Origin of the sequence: Sphingomonas sp. SORGH_AS_0879 (assembly GCF_030819175.1) — a bacterium.
Classification (GTDB): Bacteria; Pseudomonadota; Alphaproteobacteria; order Sphingomonadales; family Sphingomonadaceae; genus Sphingomonas.
Genome location: NZ_JAUTBJ010000002.1, coordinates 176,255 through 189,260 on the forward strand (window position 1 = coordinate 176,255; position 13,006 = coordinate 189,260).

Below are 13,006 nucleotides of genomic sequence, written 5' to 3' on the forward strand. Positions count from 1 at the left end.
CGAACCCGTAACTGTTCCGAAACGGTCTTTTATCCATGTTGAAGTGCCCATTCCAGGCGGGCAGGGTCGTCCTCGGCAAAAGGGGGATGCCGGATGGGCGAGATCACGGGGGTGGTCGAAGTCGTGGCACGCGAGTTGCTATTGTTCGCGGCGGCGGGATTGTTGATCGGCGGGCTGGATGATCTTCTGGTCGACCTGCTCTATTTCGCGCGACGACTGGTGAAGGGCCCGGCGACACGGCTTCGCAGCTATGCCTTGTCCCCACCCGTTCAGCCAGGACGGATGATCGTCTTCACCCCGGCATGGGACGAAGCACCGGTGATCGGTGCGATGCTTTCCACCGCCCTCTCCCGTTTCCGCCATCCCGACTATCGCCTCTATGTCGGGCTTTATCCCAATGACCCCGCGACCATCGCCGCCGCCGCCGATGTGGCGGAGCGGGACGATCGGGTCCGCCTGGTCATCGGTCCACGCAACGGCCCCACCACCAAGGCCGATTGCCTGAACACCCTCTGGCACGCCCTGCGACGCGACATGGCGGTGGAGGGTTTCGATGCCAAAGCGATCATCCTGCACGATGCCGAGGATGTGGTGCATCCCGACGAACTGATGGTCTTCGACTCGCTGATCGAGGGGCGGGCGGTGGTGCAATTGCCGGTCCTGCCGCTGGTGGTACCGGGGTCGCGGCTGGTGTCCGGTCACTATGCCGACGAGTTTGCCGAGAGCCATATCAAGCAACTGGTCGTCCGCACCTGGATCGGCGCGGGGATGCCGCTGGCGGGGACGGGATGCGCCATTTCGCCCTCGATCCTGGGCAGGATCGCCGCCCTGCGCGGCGGCGATCCGTTCGATGCGACCAGCCTGACCGAAGATTACGAACTGGGCCTGCGCATCGCCGAATTGGGCGGCGAGGGACTGTTCGCGCGGGTGGCCGACGGGACGCGGCACGGGGTGGTGGCGGTGCGTGCTTTCTTCCCAGCCACGCTGATCGCCGCCATACGGCAAAAGGCGCGCTGGATGACCGGCATCGCGCTGATTGGATGGGACCGCACCGGCTGGGGCCGCACGCTGGCGATGGGGGATCATTGGTGGCGGCTGCGCGACCGGCGCGGGCCGGTGGCGATGCTGGTGCTGGCGGCGGCCTATCTGGGCATGGTCGCCGATGCCCTGTCGGTGCTGCTGCACGTGATCGCCGACACCCCCTTGCCGCCGGTCCATGCCGGACTGAAATTCCTGTTCGGGATCAATGCATTGTTGTTGAGCTGGCGGCTGGCGGTGCGGATGATGTTCACCGGGCGCGCCTATGGCTGGCGCGAGGCGCTGTGGTCGTTGCCGCGGTTCGTCATCGGCAATTTCGTCGCACTGGCCGCGATCCCCCGCGCGCTGATCCGCTATGTCCATGTGCTGCGCGGCGGGGTCGCGGCGTGGGACAAGACGAGCCACCGCTTTCCGGACCTGTCGCCGCAGCCATGAGCGGACGGCCCCTGCGATTCCTGGGCGGCATCGTCGGGTTGTGGACGCTTGGGCGGATCGCGGTCCTGCTGCCCTCCGAACCCGCCGTGGAGATGGCGATCGCGCCCGAGCGGCCCGCCACGACGAAAACCGCCCCGATCCTGGCCGCCAATCTCGCCGCACCCGGCCCGGCATCCCAGCCGATCCGGATCGCCTATGTCCGAACGCCTTCGCCCGCCCTGAAGATCGCTCGACGGGCGAGCGCGCCTCCGCCTCCGAATACTGTCTCGGTCGCTGTCCATGAGGACGTCCGCCTTGAAACGCCGGTCCGCATCCCGTTCTCGATCCCGGCCCTGCCCGAAACACCCACCCCCACTCGGCGATGGAGCGCGAGTGTCTGGGGAATCGTCCGCGACGGCGGGCGGACCCTGCTGCCCGGCGGGCAATTGGGCGGCACGCAGGCGGGCATCCGCCTGTTGCGGCGGCTCGATTCGCATGGAGACCTGTCCGCCAGCCTGCGGCTTTCCACCCCGTGGCGGGGGATCGGGCGCGAAATGGCGGTGGGGGTCGATTGGCGACCCGTTCGCCGCCTGCCCGTTCGATTGCTGGTCGAACAGCGCTTCACCCTCGATTCGGGGCGGGACGCGCCCGCCGCACTGATCGTGACGGGAATCGGCCCCAAACCCGTCGCGCCCGGCCTCACCCTGACCACTTATGCGCAGGCCGGGGTGGTGGGCCGCACCCGAGTCGAACCCTTTGCGGACGGCGCGGCGCGGATCGGTATGGCGGTGTCGCCCGACATGGATCTGGCACTGGGCGCATGGGGCGGGGCGCAACAGGATGCGCAGCGGCTGGATATCGGACCGAGCCTGGGGCTCGCCCTGCCCGTCGCCGATCGACGGATTCGCCTGTCCCTCGACTGGCGACAGCGCGTCGCCGGTCGCGCCGCCCCCGGCTCCGGTCCGGCCCTGACACTGGCAAGCGATTTCTGAGAGTCGGTTTGAAAACGGGCCGGTGCCACCGGAAATTGGCTCTTTCGCCAATTTCCTCGTCTCCAAACGATCGACACTGTTCGGAAAGACCCTTGCGGCTATAACGCCGCCGTGGACCTGTATCTTCCGATTGCCAATCTGTCGGTCAATGCGCTCGTCATCATCGCGCTGGGGGCCGGCGTGGGTCTGTTGTCGGGCATGTTCGGGGTCGGGGGCGGCTTTCTGACCACGCCGCTGCTGATCGTCTATGGCATCCCGCCCACCGTCGCCGCCGCCTCCGCCGCCAGCCAGGTGACCGGGGCCAGCGTGTCCGGCGTCTCCGCGCATTGGCGGCGCGGCGGGGTGGATGTGAAGATGGGCGGCGTGCTGGTCGCCGGCGGCGTGGTCGGATCCTTCGCGGGGGCCTGGATCTTCCGCCTGCTCCAGGCGAGCGGACAGATCGATACGGTCATCGCCATCGTCTATGTCCTGATGCTCGGCTGGATCGGATCGGTCATGGCGCGCGAGGCGGCGGGCGCGATCCTGGCACAGCGGCGCGGCGTGCCGCAGCGCGCGGCACGGCGACGGCATCACCCGATCGTCGCGGCGCTGCCCTTCCGCACCCGATTCTACGCCTCGGGCCTGTACATCTCGCCGCTGGCGCCGCTGATGCTGGGCTTCTTCGTCGGCATCCTGACCATATTGCTGGGCGTGGGCGGCGGGTTCATCCTGGTCCCCGCCATGATCTATCTGCTGGGCATGGCGACCAATGTCGTGCTCGGCACCTCGCTGTTCCAGACCCTGTTCGTGACGGCGGCGGCGACCATGGTCCATGCCACCACGACCAAGGCGGTGGACATCGTGCTGGCCGGGCTGCTGCTCGTCGGATCGGTGACGGGAGCGCAGGTCGGCGCGAAGCTGGCGACCAATGTGAAGCCCGAATATCTCCGCCTCGCGCTGGCCGTCATCGTGCTGCTGGTGGGGCTTCGCATCCTGCTCGGCCTGGTATGGCGGCCCGAGGAGATCTTCACGGTCCAGCCGCTGTGAGGAAAGCCGCCGCCGCGCTGGCGCTGCTGTCGCCGCTGTTGATGGCCCAGGCCAAGCCGGTGCTGGTCCCCGACGTGTCGCAGCGCGATATCCAGATCGCCTACAGCTTCACCGGGGCCGAACTGCTGCTGTTCGGCGCGATCCTCTATCCCGGCGGGCGCCCGCCCCAGGACGACAAGCCGACCGATATCGTCGTGGTGGTCAAGGGCCCGACCCAGTCGATCCTGATCCGCGAGAAGGAGAAGATCGCGGGGCTGTGGGTCAATGCCGGGCGGCTGCGGTATCAGTCCGCGCCCTCCTTCTACGCCATCGCCTCGTCGCGCCCGATCGAGCGGATCGTCGACGACCGGACGCGCGCCATCTACGAACTGGGGCTCGACAGCCTTCAGCTTTCCCCCGCGTCCAACGCCCCCGCCGATGTCCAGGCGCGGTTCCAGGAGGGGCTGGTCGATCAGCGCCGCCGCAGCGGCCTGTATGTCGAGGCGCCGCGCGCCGTCGAGATCACCGACGACGTGCTCTACCGCGCGCGCGTCACCATCCCCGCGCGCGTGCCGGTGGGCCGCTTCACCGCCGAAACCTTCCTGATCCGCGACGGTCGCGTCCTGGCCGCCGCCGTGCGCGATATCGACATCCGCAAATCGGGGTTCGAGCGATTCGTCGCGCGCGCCGCCGACCGCGCCGCCATCCCCTATGGCCTGACGGCGGTCGCCCTGTCGATCCTGCTGGGCTGGGCCGCGGGGTGGATCGCGCGCCGCGTCTAGGCGCTTGTAGATACGGCATTTTAAGCTTCGCGCGGTACCAGACCAGTCCTTCTTCCAGGATCGGACGGTTTCGTCTCCATGTTCTCCCCTTCGCCCGCGCTCGAACATCCCGCATCGTCCTGTCCCGAGGCCCCCGTCCCCGAGTCCCCCGTCATAGGCTGGCTGCTGGGTATCGCCGGATCGAGTGGCCGCATCGTCCTCGACCGGACGGCGATCGACGCGCTGGCGGGGCATGCCGACCCGGTGCTGGCGGCGGCGGGGCAGGTGGCGATGCCGGTGAAGATCCGCCGCGACGATCGCTGGATCATCGGATCGATACGCGCGCTGTCACTCGACCCGTCCAGCGACGCCGCCGCCATCGCGACCGAGATCGACCTGATGGGCGAGGCCATGCGCCACGCCGAAACCGGCGAGATGCTGGGCTTTCGGCGCGGCGTGACCTCCTATCCCCTGCCCGGCGCGACCATCCATGCGATCAGCAATGCGGAACTGGCCGGAATCCACGCCAATACCGATATCACGACCGTGCGGATCGGCACCGTCCATCCGGCGCGCAGCGTGGCCGCGACGCTGGCGGTCGACGCGCTGCTGGGCCGTCACTTCGCGCTGCTCGGCTCGACCGGCACTGGCAAGTCGACCGCGACCGCGATGATCCTGCACCGCATCTGCGACCTGGCGCCGCAGGGGCATATCGTGATGATCGATCCGCACGGCGAATATGGCAGCGCCTTTCCGGACAGCGGCGCGGTTCACGATGTCGGCAATCTGCGGATGCCCTATTGGCTGATGAATTTCGAGGAGCATTGCGAAATCCTGCTGACGGCCGGCCCCGCCGACCGGCAGGGCGATGCCGACATCCTGGCCCGCTGCCTGCTCGCCGCGCGGATGCGCAACCGGGCGGCGCAGGAACTGCCGCGCGTCACCGTCGACACGCCGATCCCCTATCTGTTGTCCGACCTGACCAGCCTGTTGGCGCAGGAGATGAGCAAGCTGGAACGCGCGGGCGACAGCGCGCCCTATCTGCGACTGAAGACCAAGATCGAGGAGTTGAAGGGCGATCCCCGCTATGCCTTCCTCTTCTCGGGCATGCTGGTCGCCGACACCATGGCGAGTTTCCTCAGCCGCATCCTGCGCATGCCGAGCGGCGGACGCCCGATATCGATCATCGACGTGTCGGGCGTGCCGTCGGACGTGACCAGCGTCGTGGTCGCGGTGCTGGCGCGGATGATCTTCGACCATGCGATCTGGTCACCGCCGGAGGAGCGTCGCCCGGTCCTGATGGTCTGCGAAGAGGCGCATCGCTACATCCCAGCCCGCGCCGAACAGGAATCGGCGGTCGGGCGCGTCCTGTCGCGCATCGCCAAGGAGGGGCGCAAATACGGCGTCTCGCTGGGCCTGGTGACGCAGCGGCCCTCCGATCTGTCCGAAAGCGTCCTGTCGCAATGCGGCACGATCATCGCGATGCGGCTGAACAACGAACGCGACCAGGCGATGGTCCGCGCGGCCATGCCGGAAGGGGGCCGCGGCCTGCTCGACACCATCTCGGCGCTGCGCAACCGCGAGGCGATCCTGTCCGGCGAAGGCGTGACGTTCCCGATGCGCGCCAGCTTCGACACGCTGGAGGAGGGCAAGCGGCCCGCCTCCAACGACATGCGGATTTCCGCGACCTGGGCGATCCCCGCGCGCGGCGAGGCGGCGGTGGCGGACACCGTCGCGCGCTGGCGGACGGCGGGCAAGTGACAGCGAAGGGGAAACCCCACCTCCGTTCAGCCTGAGCGAAGTCGAAGGCCACGGGTCGACCGTCGGGCGCGCGCTCCGACGACGCTCAGCGTGACCGGAGGTGAGGGATTGATCTACCGCCCCGGCCGGACCGACAACAGGCTCTGCACCTCGTGACGGAAGGCACGCAGCTTCGCGCCGGACAGTACCGCGACGCTCGTCAGCTTCAAGCTGCGCGGATCGACGGTTACGCCGTTCCTCCACACTTCCCAATGGAGATGCGGGCCGGTCGACATGCCGGTCGATCCGACATAGCCGATCACCTGCCCCTGCCGCACCCGCGCGCCCGAGCGGACGGCGAAGCGGCTCATATGGCCGTAACCGCTGGCGACGCCGCCGCCATGCGACAGCTTGACGAAATTGCCATAACCGCCCGACCGGCCCGCGAACTGGACGACGCCGTCCATGATCGCATGGATGGGCGAACCATAGGGCGCGCCGATATCGGTGCCCTTGTGCATCCGCATGAAGCCCAGGATCGGGTGCATCCGCTTGCCATAGGACGAGGTCACCCGCCCCGCGACCGGCATGTCCATGCTGCCGCGCCGTTCGCTCTGGCCGTTGACGTCATACCATTGGCCGTCATCGTCATCCGCCAGCCGCGCCAGCTGTACCTTGCGCCCGCCATGATCGAGCCCGGCGAGAAGCAGCTTGCCCAGCCGCGTCTCGCCGGTGGCGGCCCGCTCGCGCTCGATGATCAGGTCGAAACTGTCCGAGCGCCGCACGTCGCGCCCGACCGACACATGCGACGACAGCGCCTTGATATAGGCCTCCACCACCTTGGCCGGAGCCCCGGCGGCGCGAGCGGAGCGATAGAGGCTGGCGCCGACCAGCCCCTGGAGGCGCAGCGGCGTACGGTCGATCGCGATGGGCTGCTTCGTCATCGACAGCCCCTGCGCCGTGCGGGTCAACGTGACGGCCAGGTCGAAGCGCGCGCGCAGCTTCATCGCCTCCAGGGGGCGCGCGACCATCCGGCTGGGCCGCCGCCCCAGGGTCAGCGCGACGCGGGTGCCGGAGGCGATCGCCTCGCCCCCGGTCGCCTGGTCGACCAGATCGGCGGCGGCCCGCGTCTGGTCACGGGCGACCCCGGCGCGTTGCAGGACACGAGCCAGGGAATCACCCGATCCGATGGTGGCGGACAGGTCGACGCTGGGACGCTCGGGCGCTTCGGCCAGATGCTCGACCAGCTCGCCCGCCGCCAGCCGACGCCCGCTATCCGCGCCCAAGGCCAACGGGGCGATGGCCTGTGCGCGGGCGTTCTTCCAGGCATCGCCGGTCAGCGGAGCGGGAACGCGCGCCGGAATGGAATGGTGAAAGCCCGGCGCCATCGCGATCGTCGCCGCGCACAGCGCCGAACAGGTCGCCAGCCCCCGCCACCAGTCGCGGCTGCCGATCTGCGCGCCCAGATCGGGCACCCAGTCGATCTCGCGCATCGCCCGTCGCCAGCGGGCCAGTCGCCCGACCGGTACCAGGGGAAATCCCCCGCCGATCGTCCGCGCGGCGGTGCCGCCGGATACCAGGAATGCGTCGTCGCCGGCCAGAAACATGACTGAGAAGTGCGTCCGTCTATCGTCGATCCATGTCGCCGATCCCCCCGGCGCGCATTTGGCGGGGTGTAAGCGCGCCGGACCAAAGTCAAACGCCCCGCGATCCCCTGCCCCGATGCTGCGGTAAGACGTGGCCGGACCGGGCCGAATGTCGCGAACGTCGCGCCATCTTGCCTCATGCCGTTGCAACCGCGCGCGGGAAGCCCGATGTAGAGGATATGACCAGCCGCGTATCGGGCGCCGTGACGGCCGTTCTCGGGCCGACCAACACCGGCAAGACGCACCTCGCGATCGAGCGGATGTGCGCGCATTCGAGCGGCATCATCGGCTTTCCCCTCCGCCTGCTCGCGCGCGAGGTCTATGACCGGGTCGTCGCGCTGAAAGGGCCGGAAAAGGTCGCGCTGGTGACCGGCGAGGAAAAGATCGTGCCCCCCGACGCGCGCTGGTTCCTGTGCACCGCCGAGTCCATGCCCGACCGCGACGTGGCCTTCGTCGCGCTGGACGAGGCGCAACTGGGGGCCGACCCGGAGCGCGGTCATGTCTTTACCGATCGGTTGCTGCACGCGCGCGGCCGGGACGAGACGATGATCCTGGGCTCCGAAGCCCTGAAACCGATGATCCGCGCGCTGGTGCCCGATGCGGAGATCGTCGCGCGACCGCGTTTCTCGACCCTGTCCTATGCGGGCGCGAAGAAGATCAGCCGGTTGCCCAAACGCTCGGCCATCGTCGCCTTCTCGGCGGAGGAGGTGTACGCGGTGGCCGAGATGCTGCGGCGGCTGCGCGGTGGCGCGGCGGTGGTGATGGGGGCGCTGTCCCCGCGCACCCGCAATGCCCAGGTGGAGATGTTTCAGGCGGGCGAGGTCGATTATCTCGTCGCCACCGATGCGATCGGCATGGGCCTGAACATGGATGTCGCGCATGTCGCCTTTGCCGGGCTGCACAAGTTCGACGGCCGCCGCCGCCGTCGCCTGACCGTCGCCGAGATGGCGCAGATCGCGGGCCGCGCCGGGCGGCACCACCGCGACGGGACGTTCGGTGCACTGGCCGAGGAAGGGCCCGATGCCTTCCTGCCCGAAGAGATGCTGGCGATCGAGGAGCATCGCTTTCCCCGGCTCGACCATCTCTACTGGCGCGAGGGCGATCCCGACCTGTCGAGCATCGATGCGCTGATCAAGAGCCTGGAGCGCAAACCCGAACCCGGCGTGCTCCGCGCCGCGCCGATCGCCACCGATTTGCAGGTGTTGAAGCGCCTCGCCGACGAGCCGTGGGTCCGTGACCGGGTCCGGCGGCCCGCCATGGTCGCGCGGCTCTGGGCGGCGTGCGGCATTCCCGATTTCCGGAAAGTGGGCATCGATCCCCATGCCCGCTTCGTCTCGCGCGTCTTCGGCCATCTGTCCGAAGGGCTGGGCCATGTGCCCCACCAATGGTTCGCCGACGAGATCGCGCGGCTGGACAGCATGGCGGGCGATGTCGAGACGCTGGCGGGCCGCCTCTCCGCGATCCGAAGCTGGGCCTATATCGCGCAGCGCGCCGACTGGCTGGCCGACCCGAAGCATTGGGCCGAGCGGACGCGAGAGATCGAGGAGCGGCTGTCCGACGGCCTGCACGCCAGCCTGACCCAGCGTTTCGTCGACAAGCGCACGACCGCGCTGATCCGCCGCATCGGCGCGGATGCCGGGGCATTGCCCGTCACCATCGGACCGGAAGGCGAGGTGCTGGTCGAGGATCATCCCATCGGGCGGCTGGAGGGATTCCGTTTCACCGTCGAGGCGGGCGCGCGGGCGAACGACAAAAGGCTGCTGCTCGCCGCCGCCGAAAAGCGGTTGGGAACCGAGCGCGGCCGCCGGGCCGAGGCGTTGATCGCCGCAACGCCCGACGCCTTTTCGCTGGTCGAAGACCGACTGGTATGGGACGGGCATGCCATCGCCCGGCTGGTGGCGGGGCCTTCGCTCGGACGGCCGGTGGTGCGGCTGGAGCGCGATCTGGATTGCCTGCCCCCGTCGATGCGCGAACGGGTGAAGGGCCGGCTGGAGGATTGGGTCGCACGCACGCTCGACCGCCAGGTGCCCGCGCTCGTCCGGCTGTCGGCGCTGACGCGAGAGGCCAAGGCTTCGCCCGCGATCCGCGCGGTGGCCGCCGCGCTGGAGGATGCGGGCGGGATCGTGCCACGCCAGCCGTTGCGGCTGATGATCGATGCGCTGTCGCCGGAGGAACGGCGGCGATTGCGCGGGCTGGGCATTACCATCGGCACGCTGGATGTATTCGACGCGCGACTGCTCAAGCCCGGTGCCGCCGCGTGGCGGCGCACGCTGATGGCGCTGTGGGGGCAAAGCCCCGAACTCGCACGGATCGGCGCGACCACGCTCCGCCGGGACGAGCCGGGGCGGAGCGTCGCCTCGGGCTTCCGGCCCTTGGGCGAGCAGGCGGTGCGGATCGACCTGGTCGAACGAATCGCGCGCGCCACCCATGATGCGCGCCAGGGGCGTGGGCCCTTCGCCCCCGACGCCGCACTCGCCACCTCGATCGGGCTGGAGGCGGCGACGCTCGACCGGCTGATGGGCGATCTGGGATTCCGCAAGGTTCGCGGCACGACGGAGGGCGAGCCCCCCCGCTGGGTCTGGCGCGGTCGTCCCCCCGCACGCCCCGCCCCGCGTGCCGAAGCGCGCCCCGGCAACGCCTTCGCCGCACTTGCCGACTGGGGGCGGACGCCGTGACCCCGATCCTTCCCAATCTCCAATGGGGAGGGGGACCGCCGGGCGTCAGCCCGGTGGTGGAGGGGCGATGCCCTGCGGTTCGTGCCAAGCCAGGAATTTGCGTGCCAAGCCCCTGCCCCTCCACCATGCTTTGCATGGTCCCCCTCCCCAAGCACAGCTTGGGGAGGAATGGGGTTAAGCCCTCTTGCCCTCCCTTCCCCGTAGAAAGGATCGCCCCACCCCATGACCGCCCGCGCCCCCGCCGCAGCCACCGAGTCGATGCGGCTCGACCGTTTCCTCTGGTGGGCGCGGATCGCCAGGTCGCGTGAGACGGCACAGGCGATGGCGTGCGACGGGCATTTCCGCATGGACGGGCGCAAGATCGACCGGGCGCATGCGCCGGTCCGGGTGGGCAGCATCCTGACCTTCGCGCATCATGGCGATGTGCGGGTATTGCGCGTGGAACAGCTTCCCGTGCGGCGCGGTCCGCCCGCCGAGGGGCGCGCCTGTTACTGCGATCTGGTCACTTCCCCGGTTTCGGGCGTTGACGGATCGTCACACGCGGCATAGCAGCACGCGTTCGTACCTTGGGAGTTGTCATGACCTACGTCGTCACCGATGCCTGCATTCGCTGCAAGTATATGGACTGTGTCGAGGTGTGTCCCGTCGACTGCTTCTATGAGGGCGAGAATATGCTCGTCATCAACCCGTCCGAGTGCATCGACTGCGGCGTGTGCGAGCCGGAATGCCCGGCCGAGGCGATCCTGCCCGACACCGAAAGCGGTCTGGAACAGTGGCTCGAGTTGAACAACACCTTCTCCGCCCAGTGGCCCAACGTCACGCGCAAGCTGGACCAGACCCCGCCCGATGCCGACGCGATGAAGGGCGTGGAGAACAAGTACGACCAGTTCTTCAGCCCGGAGCCCGGCAAGGGCGACTGAGCCCAGGGCGCTGCTGACGCTACGGCACAGGTCGCCTGTGACGCGCGGTGGCGTGTGGCGCGGGACATGCTGGTAATTTTGTTGCGACCATGCTATATGGTTCCGCGACGGGCCTAGCTTTTTCGCGAAGGCCCGCCTTGCTATGTTCGACCCTTCCTTCCCGAGGCCGATGAGAACAGTGGACCCATTTCCGCTCGTCCGGCGCTCGTGCGAAGGCCTTTGACCCGGAAAGGCCCCCAATGGCTGCCAAGGCGCTCCACTTCGACGTCGGTGACTATGTCGTGTATCCCAAGCATGGCGTGGGCCGCGTTATCGAGCTGCAAAAGCAGGAAATCGCAGGGATGCAGCTCGAACTCTACGTGCTGCGCTTCGAAAAGGAGCGCATGACGCTGCGCGTTCCCACCAACAAGGCCGAGTCGGTCGGCATGCGCAAGCTGTCCTCGGACAAGACCATGCGCGAGGCGATGGAAACGCTGAAGGGCAAGCCCAAGGTCAAGCGCACCATGTGGTCGCGCCGTGCGCAGGAATATGAAGCGAAGATCAACTCGGGCGACCTGGTGTCGATCGCCGAAGTGGTCCGCGACCTGTTCCGCGCCGACGACCAGCCCGAGCAGAGCTATTCCGAGCGGCAGATCTTCGAAGCGGCGACCAGCCGCCTCGCCCGCGAACTCGCCGCGATGGAAGAGGTGGACGAGCCTCGCGCCCAGGAAAAGATCCTGGAAATCCTGCGCGCCGCCGCCGCCATCTACAACAAGGAAAAGCCCGCCGCCTGACGGCTGCCGGTTTCGACCGAACCGAAAAGGGGCGGCTCCATCCGGGGCCGCCCCTTTTCATTTGCATCCGTCAGCGCCCCACGTGTATTGTTTGCGCAATACACGATAGGAGGATCGCATGGCCGGACCCGCATTTCGACTGCCCCTGATCGCGCTGCTGGCGCTGGCGATCCCGACGGCGGCGTGCAGCTATGGCTGGTCCGACGATGAGGGGCAGGAGGTGCCCGCGCAAGGATCGGGCACCGCCCGCAGCTATGCCGTGCGCGATTTTACCGGCATCGACCTGCGCGGCAGCGATCCGGTGGAGGTCCGGGTGGGCGGCGGCTTCTCGGTCCGTGCCGAAGGACCGTCCGACGTCCTGGACCAGCTCCGTATCGAGCGCGACGGCGACACGCTGCGCGTCGGGCGGAAAAAGGGTGTGCACTGGGGCGGCGGCAAGGGTGCGCGCATCCTCGTCACGCTGCCGCGCCTGACCGATGTCGGGGTGGCCGGATCGGGCCGGATGACGGTCGACCGGGTCGAGGGGCCCAGCTTCCATGCCGGGATTGCGGGATCGGGCGATCTGGTGATCGGCGCGATGCGGGTCGGCACCGCCGATCTGGCGGTCGCCGGATCGGGGACGATCACGCCCAGCGGCGTGGCCGACATGCTGAAGGTCTCGGTCGCCGGATCGGGCGATGTGCGCGGGGCCGGATTGCAGGCGAGGCAGGCCAATGTCTCGATCGCCGGATCGGGCGACGTCGTCGCGCGGGTGAACGGTGCGGCCAAGGTCAACCTGATGGGCTCGGGCAGCGCCGATCTGGGCCCCCAATCGAGCTGCACCGTCAGGAAGATGGGCTCGGGGAGCGCCCGGTGCGGGCGGCAATGATCCGGGGAGGGTGCCTGCCCCTCCACCACCGCTGACGCGGTGGTCCCCCTCCCCAAGCCATAGCTTGGGGAGGAATAAGGATACCAATCCTCCCCATCCCCGATGGGGAGGGGGACCGCCGCGAAGCGGTGGTGGAGGGGCGGCAACGGCGGCCGCATGACCAACATCCCACCG

The 13,006-nt window shown here is 68.7% G+C and carries 11 protein-coding genes; 10 read left to right on the top strand and 1 reads right to left on the bottom strand.

Annotation, left to right across the window (positions count from 1 at the left end):
• The first annotated feature begins 93 nt into the window (after positions 1-93).
• From QE379_RS01440 to QE379_RS01460, 5 genes are all read left to right on the top strand, one after another.
• Positions 94-1,473: a glycosyl transferase family protein gene (locus tag QE379_RS01440; RefSeq protein WP_306997141.1), complete on the top strand. Its 1,380-nt coding sequence runs from the start codon at positions 94-96 to the stop codon at positions 1,471-1,473.
• Complete coding sequence (locus QE379_RS01445) at positions 1,470-2,444, top strand: hypothetical protein (protein WP_306997143.1); 975 nt, start codon at positions 1,470-1,472, stop codon at positions 2,442-2,444. Before QE379_RS01440 ends, QE379_RS01445 begins: the two co-directional genes overlap by 4 nt.
• A gap of 111 nt (positions 2,445-2,555) precedes the next feature.
• On the top strand, positions 2,556-3,470 hold the full coding sequence (locus QE379_RS01450) for a sulfite exporter TauE/SafE family protein (RefSeq protein WP_306997145.1): 915 nt from the start codon (positions 2,556-2,558) through the stop codon (positions 3,468-3,470).
• A gap of 41 nt (positions 3,471-3,511) precedes the next feature.
• Positions 3,512-4,231 (top strand): TIGR02186 family protein, encoded by a 720-nt coding sequence (locus QE379_RS01455; protein ID WP_307003029.1) that lies wholly within the window; start codon positions 3,512-3,514, stop codon positions 4,229-4,231.
• A gap of 78 nt (positions 4,232-4,309) precedes the next feature.
• Entirely contained in the window at positions 4,310-5,971 is a 1,662-nt protein-coding gene (locus QE379_RS01460) for an ATP-binding protein (RefSeq protein ID WP_306997147.1), read from the top strand.
• 113 nt (positions 5,972-6,084) lie between these two features.
• Here the strand turns inward: QE379_RS01460 and QE379_RS01465 are convergent, their stop codons facing one another.
• A complete protein-coding gene (locus tag QE379_RS01465; protein WP_306997149.1) occupies positions 6,085-7,557 on the bottom strand; it encodes a M23 family metallopeptidase in 1,473 nt (490 codons plus the stop codon).
• Positions 7,558-7,775: 218 nt separating this feature from the next.
• Here QE379_RS01465 and QE379_RS01470 point away from each other — a divergent pair, with 218 nt between their 5' ends.
• The 5 genes from QE379_RS01470 to QE379_RS01490 all read left to right on the top strand — a co-directional run bounded on the left by QE379_RS01470 (position 7,776) and on the right by QE379_RS01490 (position 12,832).
• Positions 7,776-10,271, top strand: coding sequence for a helicase-related protein (locus tag QE379_RS01470; RefSeq protein ID WP_306997151.1), 2,496 nt, complete (start codon positions 7,776-7,778; stop codon positions 10,269-10,271).
• Between the two features lie 222 nt (positions 10,272-10,493).
• On the top strand, positions 10,494-10,820 hold the full coding sequence (locus QE379_RS01475; protein WP_306997154.1) for a S4 domain-containing protein: 327 nt from the start codon (positions 10,494-10,496) through the stop codon (positions 10,818-10,820).
• A 29-nt stretch (positions 10,821-10,849) separates the two neighbouring features.
• Entirely contained in the window at positions 10,850-11,191 is a 342-nt protein-coding gene (gene fdxA / locus QE379_RS01480; RefSeq protein WP_042486955.1) for a ferredoxin FdxA, read from the top strand.
• 239 nt (positions 11,192-11,430) lie between these two features.
• On the top strand, positions 11,431-11,964 hold the full coding sequence (locus tag QE379_RS01485; protein WP_042486954.1) for a CarD family transcriptional regulator: 534 nt from the start codon (positions 11,431-11,433) through the stop codon (positions 11,962-11,964).
• A 118-nt stretch (positions 11,965-12,082) separates the two neighbouring features.
• The gene (locus tag QE379_RS01490; protein WP_306997157.1) at positions 12,083-12,832 is read left to right on the top strand and encodes a head GIN domain-containing protein; all 750 of its coding nucleotides are present in this window, start codon (positions 12,083-12,085) and stop codon (positions 12,830-12,832) included.
• Positions 12,833-13,006 lie beyond the last annotated feature (174 nt).

Bases quoted from the DNA above. Each gene is read 5' to 3' on its own strand.
- QE379_RS01470 (WP_306997151.1), top strand. From the start codon at position 7,776: ATGACCAGCCGCGTATCGGGCGCCGTGACGGCCGTTCTCGGGCCGACC.
- QE379_RS01465 (WP_306997149.1), bottom strand. From the start codon at position 7,557: ATGTTTCTGGCCGGCGACGACGCATTCCTGGTATCCGGCGGCACCGCC.
- fdxA (WP_042486955.1), top strand. From the start codon at position 10,850: ATGACCTACGTCGTCACCGATGCCTGCATTCGCTGCAAGTATATGGAC.
- QE379_RS01445 (WP_306997143.1), top strand. From the start codon at position 1,470: ATGAGCGGACGGCCCCTGCGATTCCTGGGCGGCATCGTCGGGTTGTGG.
- QE379_RS01490 (WP_306997157.1), top strand. From the start codon at position 12,083: ATGGCCGGACCCGCATTTCGACTGCCCCTGATCGCGCTGCTGGCGCTG.
- QE379_RS01455 (WP_307003029.1), top strand. From the start codon at position 3,512: ATGGCCCAGGCCAAGCCGGTGCTGGTCCCCGACGTGTCGCAGCGCGAT.
- QE379_RS01475 (WP_306997154.1), top strand. From the start codon at position 10,494: ATGACCGCCCGCGCCCCCGCCGCAGCCACCGAGTCGATGCGGCTCGAC.
- QE379_RS01440 (WP_306997141.1), top strand. From the start codon at position 94: ATGGGCGAGATCACGGGGGTGGTCGAAGTCGTGGCACGCGAGTTGCTA.
- QE379_RS01485 (WP_042486954.1), top strand. From the start codon at position 11,431: ATGGCTGCCAAGGCGCTCCACTTCGACGTCGGTGACTATGTCGTGTAT.
- QE379_RS01460 (WP_306997147.1), top strand. From the start codon at position 4,310: ATGTTCTCCCCTTCGCCCGCGCTCGAACATCCCGCATCGTCCTGTCCC.